General features: G+C 49.3%; 22 protein-coding genes. 12 read left to right on the forward strand and 10 right to left on the reverse strand.

The genetic code is table 11. The features are described from left to right. The first annotated feature begins 10 nt into the window (after positions 1-10). The 7 genes from FTT68_RS04445 to FTT68_RS04475 all read left to right on the forward strand — a co-directional run bounded on the left by FTT68_RS04445 (position 11) and on the right by FTT68_RS04475 (position 6,634). Positions 11-841 carry an inositol monophosphatase family protein gene (locus FTT68_RS04445; protein WP_034597976.1) on the forward strand — a complete coding sequence of 277 codons (831 nt, stop codon included), beginning with the start codon at positions 11-13 and terminating at the stop codon, positions 839-841. Between the two features lie 457 nt (positions 842-1,298). Further along, a complete protein-coding gene (locus tag FTT68_RS04450) occupies positions 1,299-3,026 on the forward strand; it encodes a DEAD/DEAH box helicase (RefSeq protein WP_180175227.1) in 1,728 nt (575 codons plus the stop codon). Positions 3,027-3,415: 389 nt separating this feature from the next. Continuing rightward, positions 3,416-4,237: an ABC transporter ATP-binding protein gene (locus tag FTT68_RS04455; protein ID WP_005180329.1), complete on the forward strand. Its 822-nt coding sequence runs from the start codon at positions 3,416-3,418 to the stop codon at positions 4,235-4,237. Next, entirely contained in the window at positions 4,234-5,013 is a 780-nt protein-coding gene (gene mlaE / locus FTT68_RS04460) for a lipid asymmetry maintenance ABC transporter permease subunit MlaE (protein WP_005180328.1), read from the forward strand. The genes FTT68_RS04455 and mlaE overlap by 4 nt, the downstream gene beginning before the upstream one ends. After that, the gene (locus FTT68_RS04465) at positions 5,013-5,684 is read left to right on the forward strand and encodes an outer membrane lipid asymmetry maintenance protein MlaD (protein WP_075168244.1); all 672 of its coding nucleotides are present in this window, start codon (positions 5,013-5,015) and stop codon (positions 5,682-5,684) included. The genes mlaE and FTT68_RS04465 overlap by 1 nt, the downstream gene beginning before the upstream one ends. A gap of 18 nt (positions 5,685-5,702) precedes the next feature. After that, positions 5,703-6,335: a phospholipid-binding protein MlaC gene (locus FTT68_RS04470; RefSeq protein WP_005180322.1), complete on the forward strand. Its 633-nt coding sequence runs from the start codon at positions 5,703-5,705 to the stop codon at positions 6,333-6,335. An 11-nt stretch (positions 6,336-6,346) separates the two neighbouring features. Then, entirely contained in the window at positions 6,347-6,634 is a 288-nt protein-coding gene (locus tag FTT68_RS04475) for an STAS domain-containing protein (protein ID WP_168414314.1), read from the forward strand. Positions 6,635-6,773: 139 nt separating this feature from the next. Here the strand turns inward: FTT68_RS04475 and FTT68_RS04480 are convergent, their stop codons facing one another. Next, entirely contained in the window at positions 6,774-7,787 is a 1,014-nt protein-coding gene (locus tag FTT68_RS04480; RefSeq protein WP_005180320.1) for a CorA family divalent cation transporter, read from the reverse strand. 152 nt (positions 7,788-7,939) lie between these two features. Between FTT68_RS04480 and FTT68_RS04485 the strand changes: the two genes are divergently transcribed. Beyond that, on the forward strand, positions 7,940-8,533 hold the full coding sequence (locus FTT68_RS04485; protein ID WP_005180318.1) for a TIGR00730 family Rossman fold protein: 594 nt from the start codon (positions 7,940-7,942) through the stop codon (positions 8,531-8,533). A gap of 2 nt (positions 8,534-8,535) precedes the next feature. Next, entirely contained in the window at positions 8,536-8,937 is a 402-nt protein-coding gene (locus FTT68_RS04490; RefSeq protein ID WP_104494666.1) for an NUDIX domain-containing protein, read from the forward strand. 22 nt (positions 8,938-8,959) lie between these two features. Here FTT68_RS04490 and FTT68_RS04495 read toward each other — a convergent pair whose 3' ends face one another. Both FTT68_RS04495 and recG read right to left on the reverse strand, forming a co-directional pair. After that, positions 8,960-9,595, reverse strand: a complete 636-nt coding sequence (locus FTT68_RS04495; protein ID WP_180087780.1) for a ComF family protein — start codon at positions 9,593-9,595, stop codon at positions 8,960-8,962. Continuing rightward, a complete protein-coding gene (gene recG, locus FTT68_RS04500) occupies positions 9,582-11,627 on the reverse strand; it encodes an ATP-dependent DNA helicase RecG (RefSeq protein WP_016658521.1) in 2,046 nt (681 codons plus the stop codon). The genes FTT68_RS04495 and recG overlap by 14 nt, the downstream gene beginning before the upstream one ends. A 33-nt stretch (positions 11,628-11,660) precedes the next feature. On the opposite strand from recG, the gene FTT68_RS04505 reads away from it, so the two are divergent. After that, the gene (locus tag FTT68_RS04505) at positions 11,661-12,476 is read left to right on the forward strand and encodes an NAD(P)H-binding protein (protein WP_180057076.1); all 816 of its coding nucleotides are present in this window, start codon (positions 11,661-11,663) and stop codon (positions 12,474-12,476) included. Positions 12,477-12,556: 80 nt separating this feature from the next. On the opposite strand, the gene plsB is transcribed toward FTT68_RS04505, so the two are convergent. Beyond that, positions 12,557-15,121 (reverse strand): glycerol-3-phosphate 1-O-acyltransferase PlsB, encoded by a 2,565-nt coding sequence (plsB, locus tag FTT68_RS04510; RefSeq protein WP_168406091.1) that lies wholly within the window; start codon positions 15,119-15,121, stop codon positions 12,557-12,559. 286 nt (positions 15,122-15,407) lie between these two features. On the opposite strand from plsB, the gene FTT68_RS04515 reads away from it, so the two are divergent. Then, positions 15,408-16,280: an acyl-CoA thioesterase II gene (locus tag FTT68_RS04515; RefSeq protein WP_075167392.1), complete on the forward strand. Its 873-nt coding sequence runs from the start codon at positions 15,408-15,410 to the stop codon at positions 16,278-16,280. Positions 16,281-16,333: 53 nt separating this feature from the next. Here the strand turns inward: FTT68_RS04515 and FTT68_RS14055 are convergent, their stop codons facing one another. Then, positions 16,334-16,462, reverse strand: coding sequence for a YHYH domain-containing protein (locus tag FTT68_RS14055; RefSeq protein WP_194088134.1), 129 nt, complete (start codon positions 16,460-16,462; stop codon positions 16,334-16,336). A 179-nt stretch (positions 16,463-16,641) separates the two neighbouring features. Between FTT68_RS14055 and FTT68_RS04520 the strand changes: the two genes are divergently transcribed. Then, on the forward strand, positions 16,642-17,886 hold the full coding sequence (locus tag FTT68_RS04520) for a dicarboxylate/amino acid:cation symporter (RefSeq protein ID WP_034597932.1): 1,245 nt from the start codon (positions 16,642-16,644) through the stop codon (positions 17,884-17,886). Here FTT68_RS04520 and FTT68_RS04525 read toward each other — a convergent pair. The 5 genes from FTT68_RS04525 to hmpA form a co-directional block, all read right to left on the reverse strand. Beyond that, on the reverse strand, positions 17,877-18,302 hold the full coding sequence (locus tag FTT68_RS04525; RefSeq protein WP_127801051.1) for a VOC family protein: 426 nt from the start codon (positions 18,300-18,302) through the stop codon (positions 17,877-17,879). The genes FTT68_RS04520 and FTT68_RS04525 overlap by 10 nt on opposite strands. A gap of 113 nt (positions 18,303-18,415) precedes the next feature. After that, on the reverse strand, positions 18,416-19,363 hold the full coding sequence (locus FTT68_RS04530; protein WP_127801050.1) for a metal-dependent hydrolase: 948 nt from the start codon (positions 19,361-19,363) through the stop codon (positions 18,416-18,418). A 149-nt stretch (positions 19,364-19,512) separates the two neighbouring features. Further along, positions 19,513-20,352: a ribosome biogenesis GTP-binding protein YihA/YsxC gene (gene yihA / locus FTT68_RS04535; RefSeq protein WP_075167396.1), complete on the reverse strand. Its 840-nt coding sequence runs from the start codon at positions 20,350-20,352 to the stop codon at positions 19,513-19,515. Positions 20,353-20,439: 87 nt separating this feature from the next. Then, positions 20,440-20,892 (reverse strand): Rrf2 family transcriptional regulator, encoded by a 453-nt coding sequence (locus tag FTT68_RS04540; RefSeq protein WP_016658529.1) that lies wholly within the window; start codon positions 20,890-20,892, stop codon positions 20,440-20,442. Between the two features lie 90 nt (positions 20,893-20,982). Continuing rightward, the gene (gene hmpA, locus FTT68_RS04545) at positions 20,983-22,194 is read right to left on the reverse strand and encodes an NO-inducible flavohemoprotein (RefSeq protein WP_005180299.1); all 1,212 of its coding nucleotides are present in this window, start codon (positions 22,192-22,194) and stop codon (positions 20,983-20,985) included. Positions 22,195-22,336 lie beyond the last annotated feature (142 nt).

The raw sequence follows: 22,336 nt of genomic DNA on the forward strand, positions 1-22,336 counted from the left end.
TGGGTGTTCAATGGAACCTATGGTGGTGATGGCTGCGCGTGCGGCTCAAACAGTTGGTCAAGAGCTTTTAAAAGCGCATCAGAATCGTCATAAACTCGATCTACAAGTCGAAGAAAAAGGAATTGATGGTCCAGTAACGCGTGTTGACCGTTACCTGGAACAGTTGACCATCGATACCCTACGTAAAAGCTATAAAAATCACAGTTTCTTGGGTGAAGAGTTCGGTCTGCAAGAAGGTAAAGGTCATGACGCCGATTGGTGCTGGGTGATCGATCCTTTAGACGGTACGCTTAACTTCATCAACGGTTTTCCGCATTTCTGTATCTCTATTGCTGTTCAGCACAAAGGCGTGACTCAGCACGGCGTGATCTATGATCCAGTCAAAGACGAATTGTTCTCTGCCAGCCGTGGTCGTGGTGCCATGCTTAATCAGCGCCGTATCCGCGTGAATGTTAAAGACAGCCTGGAGAATACGTTCCTGGCTGTGGGTCATGCTTACCGCGCCAAACGTAATGGTGAAGTGGTGTCGTATGCCAAAAACCATTTCGAATCATTATTGAACGTGACTGAAGCTGGTGCGCAATATCGCCGTGCAGGTTCTGCTGCGCTGGATCTGGCTTATGTGGCAGCTGGCCGTTTAGATGGCTATTTCGAGCTGGGCCTAAAACCGTGGGATATCGCAGCGGGCGAGTTAATCGTCAAAGAAGCTGGTGGTACTGTAGTGGATGCACGTGGTGGCAGCGATTCTATGGACAATGGTCAGGTACTTGCGTGTTCTATGAAAATGCTGAAGCCTTTAATGAAGGCAGTAGTACCTGCCTGGGGCGACGCGGCAAAATAATAGACGCATTGAGTGAAATGACAAGGCTTGCTCCCAAGCCTTAAAAAACAGCCCGCCCAGTCGGGCTGTTTTTTTTGCCTGTTATTTGTGCTTGATTTAATTCAAGTTTAACGACTGGTACAGAAATTAACGCAAAAGTTGATTAAATTAGATGACTTTTAAAATAATCCTGCTATAATCCGCCCACGCACTTAATTTCCGTTCATTACCTGAACATTTCTCTTCTAATCATTGTGTATGCGCGTGCGGTCCAAAGAGAGGACGATATCTCGCGCCCCAATCGCTAAAGCGATTCCTTCAGGTTAAGCCGTAATCATGCGTGCGTTATATCAACATCGTCGTTACTCGGATCGCCGCTGAATTCTTAAATTTTCAGCGTTCAATGCTGTGCCGCTTTTTGCCGATGTCCATTTGACTTTATTATTATGGAGCACCCAATTCTCGGGTGAAATACTCTATGAGCAAAACTTTTGCTGATTTTCCTCTACACGAAACTTTACAACAAGCGTTAGACGCTCTTGGCTTTACTGCGCCTACGCCTGTACAGGAACAGTCAATTCCTGCGGCATTAGAAGGTAAAGATCTTCTTGTATCAAGCCAAACCGGTTCGGGTAAAACTGCAGCGTTCCTTCTCCCAACGCTGAACGCACTTGCAAACCAGGACACATTCGTTCCGTTTAAAGAACGTATGAAAGCCATTACTCAGCCATCTATTCTGGTACTTTGCCCAACACGTGAACTTGCTCAACAGGTGAGCCAGGACGCGATTGCATTTGTACGTCACATGAAAGGTGTTCGTATTGCTGCGATCATGGGTGGTATGCCTTTTGGTAAACAAATTCAACAGTTAAAAGGTGCACAAGTGGTTGTAGCGACGCCAGGTCGTCTACTTGACCTTGTGAACCGTCGTCAAATCAAACTCGACAAAGTTAATGCGTTAATCGTTGACGAAGCTGACCGTATGCTGGACCTGGGTTTCTCTGAAGATCTGGAAGCAATCAGTGATTTGGCTGCAAACCGCGAACAGACTTTAATGTTCTCTGCGACATTTGCACCACGTATCATCACGCTTGCTGAACGTATGATGAATGAGCCAGAACGTATTGCGATCGAAACCGGTCACTCTACCAATACGGACATTACTCAGACTTTACACTGGACTGATGGCTTCGAGCACAAGAAAAAACTGTTGACGCACTGGTTGAGCGAACAGGATCTTGATCAGGCCGTTGTATTCGCTTCTACCCAAGAAGATACCGATATGCTGGCTGAAGAACTGGCTGAAGCAGGTCACTCAGTTGTTGCGCTGCATGGTGCAATGCCACAAACCGTTCGTAACCGCCGTTTACGCAGCATTCGTGAAGGTCGTGCCAAGATTTTAGTTGCAACTGACGTTGCAGCGCGTGGTCTGGACGTACCGACTATTTCTCACGTGATTAACTTCGGTCTGCCAATGAAGAACGAAGACTATGTACACCGTATTGGCCGTACTGGTCGTGCCGGTCGTACTGGTAAAGCGATTACTTTGGCGACTTACCGTGAACGCGGTAAAATTCGTGCGCTTGAAGATTACTTAGATGCACGTTTAGAAGTATCTGAAATTGAAGGTTTAGAGCCATCTCCACCTCCAGCACGTCCACGTCGTGACGGCGGTCGTGGTGGTAAACGTGACGGTGGTCGCGGTGGCCGTGGTGGTTTCGGCGGTGGCCGTCGTTTTGAAGGCGAAAGCAACTTCAAACGTCGTGAAGGCGGTGAAGACCGTCCACGTCGTGAATTCAACAGCGATCGTCCGCGTCGTGAAGGTGGCTTTGGCGACCGTCCACAGCGTTCTTTCGATGACCGTCCACGTCGCGAATTCAACAGCGACCGTCCACGTCGTGAAGGTGGCTTTGGTGACCGTCCACAACGTTCTTTCGATGATCGTCCACGCCGTGAATTCAACAGTGACCGTCCGCGTCGCGAAGGTGGTTTCAACGAGCGTCCACGTTTTGACAGCAATGATGACAACCGTGGCAACCGCGTAGACTACAAACCACGTCGTGAAGGTGCTTTCGGTGACCGTCCTAAGCGTGATTTTGGCGACCGTCCAGCGCGTTCATTCGGTGAAGATCGTCCACGTCGCGAGTTCAACAGCGACCGTCCACGCCGTGAAGGTGGTGACCGTCGTCGTAAATTCAACGACTAAGTTGAACTGAGCGAATTCAGAAAACCGGTGCTTGCACCGGTTTTTTATGCGATAAAATTTGAATTTTGATGAGGAAAATGTATACTGGTTCAAGTTTATTTAAGAATATATTAAGCGATGTCTCATTATCATTCGCACAAACTGCCCGGTGTGTCATCTATGAAAGAGGTGCTTATGCCATATATTTTTTTGGTTTTGCTGCTCTGTAACCTCATCTTTTTTATTTACAGAACTTTTGCCTAAGCTGCATCTCTTTGTTTCTACACTCAAATTAGACCATAATAAAATTGTACAACTTGTACACAGTTTAAAAGAATTTCATAGATAACAATTTGTTCTCCAATCCTTTATAGTATGCATGCTGAAAAAATGCAGGAAAATCCTCAGCTATGAATAATCAGACACCTCTACAGGCGCCAGCACTGATTGAAGTCAATCACCTGAGCTTTAAACGAGGGGAGCGGGTCATTTACGACAATGTCAGCTTAAAAATTCGACGTGGGCAGATTACTGCAATTATGGGACCGTCAGGCACGGGTAAAACCACCTTGCTGCGTTTAATTGGCGGGCAGCTCACTCCGGATCAGGGTGAAGTGCTGCTCGATGGTAAGAATATTGGGAAAATGTCACGTCAGGAGCTGTTTGCAGCACGGGCGCGAATGGGCATGCTGTTTCAAAGCGGTGCCTTGTTTACCGATATGACGGTTTATGAAAACGTGGCCTTCCCGATTCGTGCACATACCCGTTTACCCGAACATCTTATTGCTGAACTGGTGGCTTTAAAGCTGGAATCGGTGGGTTTGCGTGGTGCCGAGCAGCTCATGCCGTCTGAACTGTCTGGCGGGATGAACCGTCGTGTCGCTTTGGCGCGTGCCATTGCGCTGGACCCGGAACTGATTATGTACGATGAACCTTTTGCCGGTCAGGACCCGATTGTGATGGGTGTATTGACCCGTTTAATCCGTTCATTGCGTGAAGCGCTGGATTTAACCACCATTATTGTGTCGCATGATGTGGCCGAAACCCTCTCCATTGCCGACTATATTTATGTGGTGGCGGAAGGGAAAGTGCAGGGTGAAGGCACTCCAGAACAATTAAAACAGCATGCCTCGCCTTTTGTACGTCAGTTCTTAACCGGTTCAGTTGAAGGCCCGGTCGACTATCAGTTTAGCCATCAACCCTATTTAAGTCATGAGGTGCATTCAGCATGAATGCGATTGCTGCATTAGGACGCCGTGTGATTGAGCGGGTACGTGGTATAGGCGTTGCCACATTAATGCTGCTCCAGATTTTATTTTCAATGCCAACCTGGATTGGCGTGAAACTGTTTATTTACCAGATGTACCGCGTCGGGGTGATGTCACTGCTGATTATTGTGGTGTCGGGCTTATTTATTGGTGCGGTGCTGGGCCTGCAAATGTACAGCATTTTGGTGACCTTTGGCAGTGAAGCCATGCTGGGCACCGCTGTGGCCCTAACCTTGCTGCGTGAACTGGCCCCGGTGGTTGCGGCCCTGTTATTTGCTGGCCGTGCCGGTTCTGCCTTGACTGCTGAAATTGGCCTGATGAAAGCCACCGAACAGTTGTCCAGTATGGAAATGATCGGGGTCGATCCTTTAAAGCGGGTCATCTCGCCGCGTTTATGGGCCGGTATTTTCAGCTTGCCGATGCTATCCGTGATTTTTGCGGCAGTCGGGATTATGGGTGGTAAATTCGTTGGGGTAGATTTTTTAGGCGCCGATGAAGGCTCTTACTGGAGCGGTATGGAAAGCACCGTACAGTTCTATAAAGATATCTTTAACGGCACCATTATTAAAAGTTTTGTTTTTGCATTAATTTGTACCTGGATTGCGGTCTACCAAGGCTATGCCTGCGAGCCTACGTCTGAAGGTATCGCGACATCTACCACGCGTACCGTGGTGTATTCATCGCTTTGTGTTTTAGGTTTTGATTTCGTATTGACTGCGGTCATGTTCGGAGGTGTTTAATGAAATCACGTACTAGTGAGCTGGCCGTCGGTGTTTTTGTCATTCTGTTTGGTATTGCTTTATTCTTCCTGGCGATGCGGGTCAGTGGTCTGGTGGGCACCACCATTCAGGACAGTTATTCCATGACCGCAACGTTTGACAATATTAACGGGATCAAGCCGCGTGCCAAAGTGGCCTTAAGCGGGGTTAAAGTCGGGCAGGTCGAATCCATTACTTTAGACCCGGTGACGCGTCTGGCCACTGTGACCATGATTCTGGATGGTGAGCTGACCACCTTTAATCAGGAACAGTTACAACAGGTGCAACAATATGCCCTGGAAGAGTTGCGTTACAGCAGCGAATACAGCGAAGCCGATCCTGCGCAACAAAAAGCAATGGAAAAGCAACTGTTGGATAACATGACCTCCATCACCAATATCGATGAAGATGCTTACATAATGGTAGCAACCAATGGTCTTTTGGGTGAGAAGTACCTGAAGATTGTACCGGGTGGTGGTCTGAATTATTTAAAACGTGGTGATCAAATCAGCAATACCCAAAGCACCATGGAAATTGAAGACCTTGTGACCAAGTTTGTAACCGGCGGCGCAGGCAACAAGTCATCATCCGATAACCCGGCAGATGAGACATCCGCTGAAACAACAGATGCAGAAGTGTCATTTGTTGAGTAATTGAGAGGAGAAATTTTAGTGAAGACATTGTTCAAACAAACCTTGACCGCAAGTGTTTTGGCCACGCTGGTGGCAGGTAGTGCATTTGCTGCACCAACCGAAACTCCTCCCGCATTTATCAAGAAAGTGGCGGATGGCCTGATTTCGCGTTTAAAAGCCGATCATGCCAAACTGCAAAATAATCCGGCCTTGGTGAAAACCATTGTGCGCCAGAACCTTGATCCGTATATCGATTCGCAAGCCTTTACCCGTATTGTGATGGGAACCTATGCGACCAATCAGTACAGTTCGGCTGCCCAGCGTGCCCAGTTTGAAAAGAATTTCCGTGAAACCCTGATTGAAAACTACGGTTCAGCCTTTGCGAAATTCAGCAACCAGACTTATACCTTACGTCCGTATAAAGCCAGCAACAGCAAGAACCCGGTAGTGACCATCGACTTTAACAACAAAGGCGAGAAAATTCCGGTATCGTTCCAGCTGGTCGATAAAGGCAATCAGTGGAAAATCCGTAACATCAACGTATCCGGGATTGATTTAGGCCTGCAGTTCCGTAACCAGTTTGCAGCCAACGTCAAACGTAATGGCGGCAATATTGATAAGGCGATTGCGACCTTTAAACCAGATGCAGAAGCTGCGGTTGATAAAAAATAATAGGACGTGCTGTGATTGAATATGTAAATCAGGAACTGCGGGTTTCCGGGAAAATTGACTTTAACAATGCCGAGCAGTATTACCAGCAGGGGCTGCAGCTGATTCAACAGCAGCCCGCCCCGGTGGTTGTGAATCTGGCCGGACTTGAGCAGGGCAGTACCCTGGCTTTGGCTGTGCTGGTACGCTGGTTAAGACAGACCCCGGATGCGCAAGGGCTGGTCTTTAAAGCTGTCCCGGAAAAAATGATGAAGATTATTCAATCCTGTCATTTGCAGGAAGATTTACAGCTCAGCGCTTAAACAAAAAGCACCTCAACCGAGGTGCTTTTTTATGGCATTAAGTTTCTCTCTTTACCTAAGGGAGGTGAGGAGGGATGAAGGATTAGTGAAACCAGCCCTCTCTCTAACTCTCTCCCTCAGGGAGAGAGGACATGTCGCATCAAATCCATTTCTTCCATCTGAAGTAAATCAGCGGCCCGATAAAGAAGCCAATCAGGATAATACTGACAATAATAAAACTGGTGGTGCCTTTGGCAAAAGGCAGTACGTCGGTGTTCATGCCATAAACACTGGCCACCAGCATTGGCGGTGCCAGCATACTTGGTAAAATCGAGAAGCGACGGATGGTGTCATTCTGTTCGGTGTTAATGAAACCCGAAGTAGTATCGAGCAGGAAGCGTACTTTCTGGAACAGGAAGGCGTCGTGTTCGACCAGCGAGCGTACATCTTCACTCAGTTCACGGATATCGGCATCATAAATATGACTGCCCAAGGCACGTGGACGCGCTAAAAAGGTCAGCACACGGCGTAAATCAATCAGACAGAGCTGGGCTTTTCCAAGCATATCTTCCAGTTGTGCCAGCCGGGTAATCATGTCATCAAGGTCTAAAATCATTTCCCGGTGGCGGTTATTCAGCACTTCGGTGGAGTATTTTTCCAGGTCCTTGTGGATATCTTCCAAGATATCCGCAAGTTCATCCAGCTTGGCTTCTAGCAGACCGAGCAGCACCCAGGTCGGGTCTTTATAATCAATTTCATAATCATTGCGCCGTGCACGGGCACGAAAGGCACGAAAGGCCACCAGTTTTTCACCGCGCAGGGTTAGCAGACGGTCCCGGTTTAAAATAAAGGCAACGGTTTGTACCGTGGCGAGAATACTGGAATTTTCTTCCGATTCATCATCGACCTGATAGTTTTTATTTTTCGTTAAAAAATAGGTGCTGATGTGTAAAACCCCATCATCATCACGGTAAAATCGGGCAGATGAGGAAATGTCTTCCAGGGACTTTAAGGTGGGTAAATCCTGCCGGTAGGCGTCCATGACCCACTGTTGTTCTTCTTGTGAAGGGGCGATTAGGTCAATCCAGACCAGTTCTGGATGCAGGTCGAAGCCGCCGTTGATGGTAGCGTCTTCCAGACTACCGCGCTCTGTGGCGTAAAAGGCTTCAAGCATTAGTCTTTTCTCCCTTGCGCAGTATGGGTTTTATTGATGGGTGTATTTTAGACAAGGATTTGATTAAAAACACTGTTTGAAGTGCTAATTTATTTAAAAAACCAGCTCAAGGGTATATTTGCGGCATCATAGCCGCTGAACATGGTGAAAAAATGACAAATTCAATTGCAGTCTTCTGTGGCTCGGCTTTAGGTTCCGATGCGGTTTTTGTGGACACGGCGCAGCTGGTCGGGCAAACGATTGCAAAACAGGGCAAAACCCTGGTCTATGGTGGTGGTCGCTCTGGATTAATGGGCGTGGTGGCAGACAGTGCCTTGCAGGCCGGTGGTGCCGTAATTGGCGTGATTCCGGAGCCACTGGTTGATCGCGAGCTGGCCCATCCCGGTTTAACCGAGCTGCATGTGGTGAAGAATATGCATGAGCGTAAAACCAAAATGTCGGAACTGTCTGATGCCTTTATTGCCATGCCGGGCGGTGCCGGTACGCTGGAAGAAATTTTTGAGCAGTGGACCTGGGCCCAGCTGGGAATTCATTTAAAACCGAATGCCTTTTTAAATGTTGAAGGTTTTTATGATGATCTGCTGCGCTTTATTCGCATGACCACTGACAAGGGCTTTACCCATGCACGTTTTACCGAGGCATTAATTGTGTCCGATTCTATGGATGAGATTTTAAGCCAGTTTGAACGTTTTCAGGCGCCTGAACCGAAATGGGGCATGGCTGACCGTCAAGCCTTGGTGAAATAAATATGAACACCATTACCGTAGCTGCGGCCATTATTCTGAATGAGCAGCAGCAATTGCTGCTGGTACGTAAACAGCACACTGAATGCTTTATGCAGGTTGGTGGCAAGCTGGAAAGCAATGAGCCACCGGAGCAGACCATCTGCCGGGAAATTGCGGAGGAAATTGGCTGTCAGGCTCAGATTAAACAGTTTGTTGGCCGTTTTGAAACCGCTACAGCCAATGAGCCGGATCATCGTCTGGTCAGTTATGTCTATTATGTGCAGCTCGATCAGGACCCGCAGGTTCAGGCAGAAATTGCGGAAATGAAATGGATTGAACTGGAGGATAAGACGACACGTCTGGCACCGTTAACCACAGAAGTGGTGATTCCCTGGGTGAAACAGCATCTGTTACAGTCGGCTTAAGGCCGGCTGTTTTTGAAATGATTTATCCGTCGGCACTGGCAATACACACCGCATAGACCTTGTGACAGCCAAGTTGCTCCAGCTGCTGTTTTAGCGCACGAATTGAGCTGCCGGTGGTGACCACATCATCGACAATTAACACCCGGCGATAGGGCCGGCCGGTATCGGGCCGTAGCTGGAATTGCTGGTCCAGATTTTCCAGTCGTTCCAGCCGGCTTAAGCCTTTTTGACTGTGTTGATGGCGCCGTACAACCGGTTGCCAGATTGGTAGCTGTAAATGGCGTGCCAGCACCTGAGCCAGCAGCAGGGTATGATGATAACCACGCTCTGCCAGTCGCTCGGTTGCCACCGGCATCGGGACAATGGCCTGTACCCGTGGATAGGCCAATTCACACAGGCTGCCCGCCAGTAAAGGCTGATAATGCAATTGCTGCTCATATTTGAATTGCTGAATCATCCGGTCGACTGGATAACGATAATGACAGGCCACCTGAATCTCGGTTTCCTGCCGGCAGACACTGGCCTTTAACCAAGGCAGTTGTTGCAAACAGTCTGCACAAACCCGGTACTGCTGCTGGGCCGCACTGCCACAGAGCTGGCAGGACAGTAATTTTTGTAATAGCGTACGGCTATGCGCCAGCAGCTTAAACATAGGCATAACGTGGTGCTTCCGGCAGCCAGCGTTTGAGCAGGGCCTCGGCCTGCTCGGGATAATCTTTCAGCATCTGCTGGGCCACATAATGTGCCTGATTCAGCAGATGATCATCGCGTTCCAGCTTGGCCACCCGAAAGCCCATATCTCCGGTTTGTTTGGTGCCCAGCAACTCCCCGGGGCCGCGCAGTTCCAGATCTTTTTCGGCAATCACAAAGCCATCATTGCTTTCTCTTAAAATCCGCAGCCGTTCCTGGCCGTTTTGCGACAGCGGATGCTTATACAGCAGGGCACAGAAACTGGCTTTGGCGCCCCGACCGACCCGGCCACGCAGCTGATGCAATTGCGACAGCCCTAAACGCTCGGCATTTTCAATCACCATAATTGAAGCATTCGGGACATCGACGCCGACTTCAATCACGGTGGTGGCAATCAGCAATTGTAGCTGGTTGTCTTTAAACTGCTGCATCACCGCCTGTTTGTCATCAGCCTTCATTTTGCCATGCACCAGACCAATATTCAGTTCCGGAAAGCGTTCCTTGATTTCAGCAAAAGTCGCTTCGGCAGCTTGCGCATCCAACGTTTCTGACTGTTCGACCAGGGTGCAGACCCAATAGGCCTGTTTGCCTTCGGCACAGTTGCTGGCAATACGCTGTAGTACCTGTTCACGCCGGTCCAGTGGAATGGTCACGGTCTGAATCGGGGTACGGCCCGGCGGCAGCTCATCAATAATGGAAGTGTCCAGATCGCCATAGGCGGACATCGCCAGCGTACGTGGAATTGGGGTGGCGGTCATCACCAGCTGATGCGGAGTCATGTGATTCAGACCCTTGTTTCTTAAGGCCAGCCGCTGATCGACCCCAAAGCGGTGCTGCTCATCAATAATCACCAGTCCCAGCTTGGCAAATTCGACATTGTCCTGAAACAGCGCATGGGTGCCGACCACCAGCTGGGCGCTGCCATCCTGAATAATCTGTTCGGCGCTGGCGCGGGCCTTGCCTTTCTGTTTGCCAGAGAGCCAGGATACGGTCAGTCCCAAAGGTTCAAACCAGCGTTTAAAGTTTAAATAATGTTGTTCAGCCAGAATCTCAGTCGGTGCCATCAGCGCCACCTGCCAGCCTTCTTCCAGTGCATGACAGGCCGCCACCGCCGCCACCAGCGTTTTGCCGGCGCCGACATCGCCTTGTACCAGTCGCAGCATCGGCTTGTTTTGTTTCAGGTCCTGGATAATTTCCTTGGACACCCGTTTTTGTGCGCCGGTCATGCTAAACGGTAAACCGGCCAGTAACTGCTTGGCCAGACGTTGGCTGGGCGCAAAAGCTGGCGCTTCAATCTGCTGGATATAAGCGCGGCGGGTCAATAAACTGACCTGATGTGCCACCAGTTCTTCAAAAATCAGCCGCTGCTGGGCTGGATGCGAACCCTGACCAAGCTGCAGCATATTGGCACTGGTTGGCGGCTCATGGATATATTCCAGCGCCTGTTTCAGTGCATAGCCGTTGGTAAATTTTTCCGGCAACAGTTCCGGCAGATCATCACTGTGCTGTTTCAGCGCCTGTTTGACATAGTCGCGCAGTTTGGGCTGGGTCAGCCCTTCGGTGCTTGGGTAAATCGCCGTGAGTTGGGTTTTCGGCAGCGGAGTATGCTCGCTGATCAGCTGGATTTCCGGATGATACATTTCCAGACCACGTGCGCCGACCCGGACTTCACCAAACACGCGCAGGCGGTTGCCGACTTTGGCACGGTCGGTTAGGCCTTTATAAATATGATAAAAACGTAAGGTGACTTTGGCGCTGTCATCATCCAGCAGAATTGCCATCGACTTGCGTTTGCCGGGTGGGAAATCGACCCCTTTGACAATGCCTTCCAGTAAATAGCTGCGGCCGACGTTCAATTGGTTCATCGGAATGATCGTGCTACGATCTTCATAATCACGCGGCAGATGAAACAGTAGGTCATCTGTGGTGAAAATATTCAGTTTTTCCAGTAACGCGGCAGCAGCAGCGCCAACGCCTTGTAATTGATGGACTGCGGCCATGTCCCCTCAACAATGGTAATGAGCAAGTGGGTTATGCATATTTTATTTATCGGTTATGGTAAAACATCTGCACGTGTGGCTAAACAACTATTTCAAGCCGGCCACCAAATTACCACAATTAGCCGCAGCCGGAAAAGTGATGTGCATGCAACGCATCTGATTCAGGATGTGCAGCAGCTGGATTTAAGCCAGCTGGCGCCCATTGACTGGGTCTATGTGCTGCTCAGTCCGGGGCAGAGTACGCCGGAGGCCTATCAGCAGACCTATCTGGATTCGGTGCAACCAATTGTAACGGCGCTGGCAGCGCATCCGGTGCGGCGCATGGTGGTGGTGTCATCGACCCGGGTGTATGGACAAAATGCCGGGGAATGGATTGAGGATACCACACCGCTTCAGCCGCCAGATACGCAGGCAGACATTCTGCTCAAGATGGAGCAGGCCTATTTAAGCGCTTATCCGGAGCGTTGCACCATTATCCGGCCCAGCGGTATTTATGGCAGCTCAATCGCAAGGATGGTTAAGCTGGCGCACACGTTCACTGAATATCCAAACCGGCACTGGTCTAACCGGATTCATATTGATGATCTGGCGCGTTTTCTGGCACAGATGATTCACGTGGAACATCTGCAGGAGAGTTATATTGTCAGTAATGGTCAGCCGCAACTGCTGCATGAAGTGGTGCAATGGTTTCAGCAGCAGCTACATCGGCCGTTATTAACCCTGACCAGTCCGCACGAAACCGGCAAGCGGATTTTACCGAAACGGATGCAGGACAGTGGTTTTAAGTTACAGCATGACGACTGTTTTCAGGATTATCTGGCCCTGTTACAGCAAGCGGATGTGAACTAAGAGTTTTTCATTTTATTGAGGATGGCTGATATTTCCCGAACCTTTGCACGAAGGCAAAGATACGGGTTATGGACGGTTTTTTATTTCTTTTTACGTTTTAAGCGACGTTTGGCTTGCTGTGCGGCTAGTGCATCTAGTGCATCTTTCAGTTCTTCATCGCTAAAGGTGGTGATGTGTTGCAGCATTTGCAGGGTTACATCATCCAGCACCAGATTGGCATACTGCGCCACATTGCTAAAGTTCTCATCAAAGACAATGGCATTGTCGCTGTTGGTGCTGATATAGCCTTGCTGGGTCAGCACTTTAATAAAGCTCTGGAACAGGGCCTTATCGAAGAATTCCGGTGAGTTGAACTCATACAGCACCGATAAACGCTGACCCACCAGATGGCTCAGTTCTTCAACCTGACGGGCGGAAATATTGCCCGAACCACGCTGGGTAATCAGCGCCAGGGTCATGTAGTAGCGTTCCAGACTTTGCATTACCGGCGCAGCCAATACTACCAACTGGTTATGATCTTCACTGTTCGGTGCCGGAGAAAGCAGATTCCCTTCAGCATCTTCACTAATCAGCTTGGCCTGAATTAGCCCATCAGCATAGGCACAGATCTGCTGTTTCAGTTCTGCTTCATTCCATTTCAGGAACAGCTCGGCTTTCAGGAACGGATACAGCGTGCGAATTACATTAATTAAATCGCCACGCTTGATTGAACCATTGTGCTCAACCAGTGCCGCCACCAGAGATGGCAGGACAAAGGCATGCAGAATATTGTTACGGAAATAGGTTAGCAACACCGCCTGATTGTCTTCAATGGCAATAATATCGCCCAGAACGTGTTGTACACGTTTAATCAGTTTCAGCTTCAGACCGTAGGCAATAATTTCCTTGCCTGAAAGCGGGGTAATGTGGGTGCGCTCATCGTAAGGCAGGGCAGTAAGCAGGTCACGATAGGTATCCAGCTGCTTGATACAGATCGCTTCATCCAGGGTGTGTTTTGGCGTGGCCAGCAAAATCAGCGATAACAGTGATACCGGATTAATCACCACAGCGCGGTTAATGTTTTCCAGAATCGCATAGGCCGAGCTGTTTACCGCATCGGAGACTTCTTGCGGAATCGGATCGTCATTTTTTTCGATACTGATCTGTTCGGCGTCATGCTGTTTTAGCATGTCATCTAAAAAGACTGGCTCGCCAAAATTCACATGCACTTTGCCAAAAATACGCTCGATTTTTCTCAAGGTTTTCAGAATACCGACAATGGATTCGGCTTCTTTCGGTTTACCCTGCATTTCACCGACATAGGTCGAACCTTCCATCAGGCGTTCATAGCCAATATAGGTTGGCACAAAGGCAATTGGTTTGGCGCGGCCACGTAAATGTCCATGTACGGTCATGGCCAGCATGCCGGTTTTTGGCGGCAACAAGCGGCCGGTACGCGAACGGCCACCTTCAATAAAGTATTCCAGCGGCGTGTTACGCGACAGAATGCTGTACAGATATTCCTTAAATACGGTGGTGTACAGGCCATTGCCACGGAAAGTCCGGCGAATAAAGAAGGCCCCGCCACCGCGTAATAACTGACCGACAAAGGGCATGTTCAGGTTATCGCCAGCCGCAATATACGGCACCATCATGCCGCGTTTATAAATCACATAAGACAGCAATAAATAGTCGATATGACTGCGATGGCACGGGGTATAAATAATTTCGTAGTCTTTGGCCAGTTCACGCACGGTGCTGAAATTATGCACCTCGACGCCATCATAGAGCTGGGTCCATAAACGGGTTAGCGCCGTTTCAGCAAAGCGGATGGCGGCATAGGAATAGTCCGACACGATTTCATTTAAATAGCCAATGGCACGGCGCTCGGCTTCAATCATGCTGATTTTACTGCGGATGCTTTCGCGGCGAATGGCTTCTTGTACATCCGGCGCTTTAATCAGGCTATGCATGACGTTACGGCGGTCCGATAAATCGGGACCTAATACCACTTCGCGCTGGCTGTCTAAATAATTATTTAAGGTATTAATAATACAGGTCGCTGGCGACAGGTTCGGGGCCTGAATCTTGGCGGTCTGCACCATCGCTCTTAAAGACTGTGCCTCATGAAACTCCAGATAGGACTGGCGACCATGCAGGCCAATATTGACCAGCTGCTTGACGGTACCCGGCGTAGCCCAGGTATCGGTCAGGAGCAGTTTGAGCCAGGAATCTTCTTTATCTGGTGCGCGGCCCCAGAGAACGGTTACCGGAATCAGCTCAATATCCAGTTCCGGGTGCTGTTCCAGCAGTTCAATCAGGCGTAGTAAACGCGGCGGAAAGGCGTGCGGCGGCGGATTCAGCAGATTGTTTTCATCATAGTGCTGTAAAAACAGAATCGAAGCTTTTTCCTTGTGCTGGCCAATCTGCATCGGGTCTAATGCTGGCGGCAGCTTTAAGCGGCGTGTTTCACCATCAAGGACCAGGGCATTGCTGCGGGAATGGTTCTGTAGCACATAGCAGACAATTTTCTGGGTCGGCTGTTCTGAATGGTCTGTCGCTGCTGCTTCGGCAGGAACCTCGCCCAGTACATGCGGGGTTACCACCAGATCAAGCAATTTGCTTGAAAGCTGACGATAAATTTGACCAAAACCACTCTTGGACATACCAACTCCTAAATCAATGACCAGTACCGCAGATTATCTGAGGAAAAAATAATGAATCTAATTGTAGCGAAAAATAGCCTGACATTTTCTGACAAATTCTATCTTTAGTGCTCAATTTTATCGTTAAAAATCGTATTTTTAGTGCAGCGCATTATACGGGAGCCGTGACAGGGCAGTCAGTTAAACTTTAGTGTTTTAGTCGACAAATATGGCAAAATAGGCAAGATTGAGCTGTTTCTATTTTGCTTGTTTTGATTTTTAAATATCCCGACATAGGTTTCCCCGCATGAATGCACTGACTCAGGAACTGGTTGAACTGCTTAGCCTGGAAAAACTTGAAGAAAATATCTACCGAGGCATCAGCCGCAATCTGGTCGGTAAGCGCGTGTTCGGTGGACAGGTGCTGGGCCAGGCACTGCGTGCAGCCTCGTATACCACCGACCGTCCGGCGCATTCCTTACATGCCTACTTCCTGTTTGGCGGCGATGTCAACGCACCGATTATTTATGAAGTGGACCGGATTCGTGAAGGCAAGAGCTTTGTTAGTCGTCAGGTGCGAGCCATCCAGCATGGCCGGACCATCTTTATGTGTATGGTGTCTTTTGCTGCGCCAGAAGAAGGGCTGAATTACCAGATTTCCGAGCCTGAATATCCGGCACCGGAACAGTTAAAAAATGAAGCAGAACTGGTACAGAGCATTGTCGAGTTTATTCCAGAAAACGTTCGCGCCAGCTTTACCCGTGACCGTCATGTGGAAATCCGCCCGGTGAATCCAAGCAATCCGTTTCAGCCGCAGCCGGAAGCGCCGTCTTATGCGCACTATATCCGTACGCATAGTCCGATTGCAGCGGAGCAGGATGAAATTGCCCTGCATCAGGCCATTGCTGCCTTTTACTCAGACTTTACCCTGATGACCACCGCGCTACGTCCGCATGGCTTGAGTTATCTGTCGCCAAGTCTGCAATGTGCCAGTATTGACCATGCCATGTATTTCCATAAGCCATTCCGGGTCGATGACTGGATGCTGTATGACATGGAAGCCACCATCAGCAACAGTTCGCGTGGCCTGAACTTTGGCCGTATGTGGCAAAACGGTGAGCTGGTCTGTAGCACCACCCAGGAAGGTTTAATTCGCCTACGCGAAATTGAAACTCAGTAAACCAATATCAATAAAAAAGCCGAATCAACTGATTCGGCTTTTTTATCCCACCTTCAATGGCAATGCGGCAGATCACTTGGTGCATGTTTATGGCAGCCTTGTGCCTTGCTGTTGCCCGAAGAATGGGCAAAAACCTGAGAGGTGCTACAAATTAGTGCAAGAATAAGGGCGAGTTTTTTCATGAGGTTACTCTTTTAGTCTTAAAAACAAGGTAATGCACTGATAAAGCACATCTTATGCCAGTTTTTCTGGCACCGGGCTTTTTTCCTGAGCTGGATTTGCTTTTGACAAAATAATGCTCGATTCAGTGCAGCTCGCATGGCATAGTGCCAAGCAAGATGACATCACAATATATGCACCCATGAGCTTAAATACACAAATTCTGGTGGCCGCAATTTTAGGGGTTCTATTCGGGTTTTTGTTGAACCTGTTGCCGGGCAGCGCATTTTATGACGGCAGCTTATATGGCCTGAGTATTGCCAGCAGTATTTTTATCGGCCTGCTGAAAATGCTGCTGATTCCCCTGATTTTCAGTTCGATTGTAGTCGGGGTATCCAACCTGCAGGCTTCTGGCCAGCTGAGCCGGGTCTGGAAAATTACCTTGCTGTGCTGTGTGACCACCACCACATTGGCACTCATTTTAGGTCTGGCCTGTGCGCATCTGTTTGAAGTCGGCAAAGGTGTAGATGTGCGTTTATTCCAGGACGCGATGAGCCAGCATCAGACGCCAGATACCTTAACGCCGTCGTCTTTCTTCACCAATTTTATTCAAAACACCCTGATTAATCCGTTTAAGGCCTTTGCCGAGGGCAATGTGCTGGCGGTGGTGGTGTTTGCCTTATTTGTCGGGGTGGCGCTGGTCAAAGGCGGTGAGCAGTTCCGGACTGTGCGCCGGCTTAGTCATCAGTTTTTTGACATCATGATGCTGATGATCGGCTGGGTGATGAAACTGGCACCGCTGGGGATTTTTGCGCTATTGGCCAAGCTGATTGCTACCGAAGATGTGACCGTGCTCAGCCGTCTGGCTGAGTTTGCCGTAGTGGTAACCGGCACCACGATTTTTCATGGTCTGGTGGTACTGCCGCTACTGCTATGGCTATTTGGAAAAATGAATCCGGTGACCTTCTTTAAAGGAACCCGCGCTGCTTTAATTACTGCATTTGCCACCAGTTCCAGTTCGGCCACCATGCCACTTTCGATGAAATGCGCCCAGGAAAATCTGAAGGTGCGTCCGCAAACAGCTGGCTTTGTAATTCCGCTCGGGACACAGCTGAATATGGATGGCACGGCCTTATATGAAGCCGCTGCGGCGCTGTTTATTGCCAATTTAATGGGACTGGATTTGACCTTGGGCCAGCAGTTGGTGGTCTGTGCCACCGCCATGATTGCCTCCTTGGGCGCGCCGGGAATTCCAAGTGCCGGCATGGTCACCATGATTATGGTGCTGCAATCGGTCGGTCTGCCGGCAGAAGCAATTGCCATTTTACTGCCGATTGACCGTTTGCTGGATACCGTACGTACCGTAGTCAATGTCCAGGGTGATATGATGATTAGTGTGGTGGTTGACCGTTATACCCGCGACGATGAGATCGCAACTCAATCCTGAGTATCTTCCCAGCACGGATTCCAGACCACTTCCCAAAGATGGCCATCGGGGTCCTGAAAATAACCGGCATAACCGCCATAAAAGGTGGCCTGTGCCGGTTTGACAATGGTGGCACCGGCACGCTCGGCCTGCTGCATCACCTGATCTACGTCCAGCGGACTATGCACATTATGCCCCAGACTGATTTGGGTCGGGCAAAAACGGCTCAGGGGCAGGCCGCTATCCTGCGCCAAGGCAGTCTGCGGCCACAGTGCCAGTGTCAGGCCTGAATCCAGCGTGATAAACGCCACCGCGCCTTGTTCAAATTCCTGCCCGACGATCCCTTCACTCTGCCAGCCCAAACCTTGCTGATAAAAGCGCAAAGCTGCGTCTAAATCCTGCACAGCCAGCGTGATCACACTCAAAGATGCGCGCATTGTTCCTGCCTTTTCATTCAAGTCTGATTTTTATCTTAGCGGAAATCTGGCTTGACACAGTGCTGCCTGTGTCGGGCAATTGTATCTCTGCAATTCTGCACCAAGTGGACGCTTTACGCGACTTTAAGCTGGGCGCGCTGTGCCGCCGGGGAGGCTTGCAGATAGGCCAGCGCATCTTCGGTTTTGGCTTCATGCAGCGGGTCATACCACGGCATTAAATAACCTAACTGTTGTGATACCAGCCAGAATGGTGAGGGCAATAAGCCGTTATTGGCCTGTGCAGTGCGGTACCATTCCCGCCAGATCCACGGTTTATACAGGGCTGGCCGGATTGATGCATAACGCGGGTCCTGACGCATAATATGCGCCGCACCATCGACCCAGAGACCAATTACTCCAGCAATCACCAGCAGGCTCAGATAATAACGGGCCAGATAACTGCCACCCAAATGCCGATACAGGTCAAAGGCCACGGTGCGATGCTCGATTTCTTCTGCGCCGTGCCATTTGACCAGATCCAGCATGGCCGGGTCGGCACCCTGACGCTGCCATTCGCGGTTATACAGCGCATATTTACCCAGCACGCAGGTCATGTGTTCTACCGTGGCAACAATGCCTAAACGGAACAGATCCCAGTGCCGTTCGCTCCATTGCGGCAATTGCAGACCTAAAGGCCGATCGGCCAGTAACTGGTTAAACAGTCCGTTCATCAGGCTGATATTGCGCTGAATATCAATCTGGCGTTCGCTTAAATAATCCTTGTTGGCCGAGTTATGCGCCTGGGCGTGCATGGCTTCCTGGCGGATAAAGGCCTGCACATCCTGTTTTAGTTTTTCATCCTGAATCTGCGGCAAAACCTTGTTGTACAGCCGGCAAAACCAGAACTCGCCGGCCGGCAGAATCATGTTAATTTCGTTAATAAAATAACTGGCAAAAGGCTGCTGCGGAATCCAGTCGATGGGGGTGTCCTGCCATTCAAAGCGGACTTTACGCGGTTGAATAAAGTAGCCAATGGATGAGCCACGGGCAGCACGGCGAAAACGTGCGAGGAGTTTTTTCATGCTGTATTGCACCTCTAAAATGTGATGCGGTTCAAATTATGCTCAGCATGAGTATGAAAAAAATATCCCCCATTGAAACTAGCAATAGGGGACATTCCAATATCAATAGATGTAAATTATTGTCAGACAGTTTTGAGTTGTTGCAAAGCTTATGGCTCTTTGGCGGCCGTTTCAGTCAGCTGTTCAACAGCTTCAGGATCTGGTAGCTCTTCTGCTTCCAGTTCATCTGCCGTGGCTTCCGGAATGCTGGCCAGATCAAACTGCTGCGATTGTTCCAGGGTAAAGTTCAGACGACCGGCCATTACACTGGCCAGTTCTTCCAGACCCTGACGATTGAGTGAGGAGAACAGTTGAATCGAGAAATCCAGCTTCATCTTTTTCAGCTGCTGTTTTACTTCCAGCAGGACTTTATTGGCCGGGCCACGATTCAGCTTGTCGGATTTGGTCAGCAAAACATGCACAAACAGATGACGAGAATAAGCCCATTCCAGCATCATCACATCAAAATGCTGCAGCGGATGGCGAATATCCATCAGCAACACCAGACCCTGTAAGCTCTTGCGATGAATCAGGTAGTTTTCCAGCTCTTTTTGCCAGACAATTTTCATTGATTCAGGTACTGCGGCATAACCATAACCCGGTAAATCGACCAGACGCTGCTCTGGATTGCCCAGACTAAAGAAGTTGATCATCTGGGTACGGCCCGGTTTTTTCGAGGCACGTGCCAGCTGTTTCTGGTTGGTGAGGGCATTAATCGCACTGGATTTGCCAGCATTGGAACGTCCGGCAAAGGCCACCTCATAGCCGCTATCTTCTACACAGAGATTCAGCTTTGGCGCACTCATCAGGAATTCGGCTTTACGTAGCCAGTTCAGGGCACGAACGGCATATTCGGTAATCGCAGGATCGGCCTTTTTCTCATAGCTAATCTTTTGCTTCGGCGCATTAGCGGCCTTAGTGTTTTTCGATTTTCCTCTGCTATGGTGCATAACTTAACTTCATCACTGCTTTTACAAAGCGGTATTATAGATCAACTCGCGCAGACACGCGAACTTTGCTGTAGCCGTGTGCAAAAGTTAGCTGACTTGGAGATTGATCAGCTGAATTGGCGATTGTGTGCTCCACTGTGCCGGTGCAGGAGTATCTAACACGTCGGACAGGGTGTACTGGTCCAGACTCTGATAAAACTGTTCCAGTGCCTGATCTAAAATGCCTTTTAAACCACAGCGGCTACGCAGCACGCACGGCGGGGTATTACATTCCACAATCTGGGTTTCACGTTGCAAGATACGCACGATCTGGCCCAGCTTCAGGTCCCGTGCATCCGGATTTAAACGCAGGCCGCCCCCTTTACCACGGGTGGTAATCAGCCATTCCTGTTTGCCCATGAAATGCACAATTTTAACCAGATGGTTTTGGGAAACATGCAAATCCTGCGCAATTTCCGCAATCGTATACGGCAGATCTCGCGGTGGGGAGATATACAGCAGAATACGTAATGCATAGTCGGTGAATTTATTTAATTGCATGATCGCACAAATATTTTTCAAAGTTGAAATACAAGAAGGCTAGTCTACCATAAGCAGACTAGCCCTCCTATGTTTTACACGTGTGGGGTTTTAGTGACGTACACCACCCGTACCAAACGCTTCACTGTGAATCTGTTCGGCTTTAATACCACGTGCCAGTAAGGCTTTTTGCTGCTCGGCCATGAATGGCATTGGGCCACACAGGTAGTAATCGGCATTTTCCGGTAATAAGGCAGCATCCATGGTGCTCAGGTCCAGACGACCGGCCACATCATAATCCTGACCTAACACATCTTCGGTATTCGGGAATTCATAGGCTGTAAAGGTATGAATACGTGGATACTTCGCCTTGATGTCCTGAATATGCTGTTTCATGGCATGTACCTGTTTGCTGCGGCAAGCATGAATGAAGGTCACCGGTTGTGGCACATCTAAAGTCACCAGCTGGTTCAGCATCGCAATCATTGGGGTTAAGCCAACACCGCCACTAATGAACACATTACGTTTGTTGCTGTCGATCAGGTAGAAGTTTCCGGTTGGTGCTGAAATTTCAAGTTCTGCACCTTCTGGCAGCTGATGCAGCGCATTAGATACCCAGCCTGCAATCTTGTCGGCACCATTACCCGGTTCGCGTTTTACCGAAATACGTAAGTAGTCTTGCTGCGGGCTGGTTGACAGTGTGTATTGACGCGGCTGTTTCAGGTCCAGTTCAGGGACAAAGACACGTACCGAAATGTATTGGCCGGCTTCATATTTTGGTAAGGCACCACCATCGACCGGTTCAAAGTAGAACGAGGTAATTTCGTCGCTTTCCACCACTTTCTTGGCGATTTTGAAATTACGCCAGCCTAACCAGCTGCCTTGAGTTTGCTGATGCTGCTCGTAAATGGCACGTTCGGTATTAATGAATACTTCTGCAAGCTGGCCATACGCGGCGGCCCAGGCATCAATCAGTGGATCATCCATGGAAATATTCAGCACTTCGCTGATGGAGTGCAGCAGGTTTTCACCGACAATATTATAGTCCGGTGCCTGAATGTTCAGACTGACATGCTTGTGTGCGACCAGTTCAATTACTGGCGCCAGTACCGATGGATCTTCAATATTTTCTGCATAGGCCAGTACCGCACCTGCCAGTGCCTGCGCCTGCGCACCACTGCGTTGATGACCCAGGTTAAAGGTTTCTTTAAGGTCCGGATTATTCCCCAACATGCGGTTATAGAAATAGCTGGTCAGGGCCACACCATTTTCACGTAGAACAGGAACAGTTGCTTTTACAAGGTCAATTTGCTGTGGAGTCATGGCTGATCTCTCATGGCTGGTTATTTATAAGATGTATTTAAAATACATTTTATAAAACGCCAGTGCAAGCACTGTTTTTAAAAAACCATAAAAAAATTATGGGATATAAAAATATCCCATAATGAAAGCTGTTCCTATCGGT

It is taken from the genome of Acinetobacter sp. Q85-2 (assembly GCF_013420555.1).
Taxonomy (GTDB): Bacteria; Pseudomonadota; Gammaproteobacteria; order Pseudomonadales; family Moraxellaceae; genus Acinetobacter; species Acinetobacter indicus.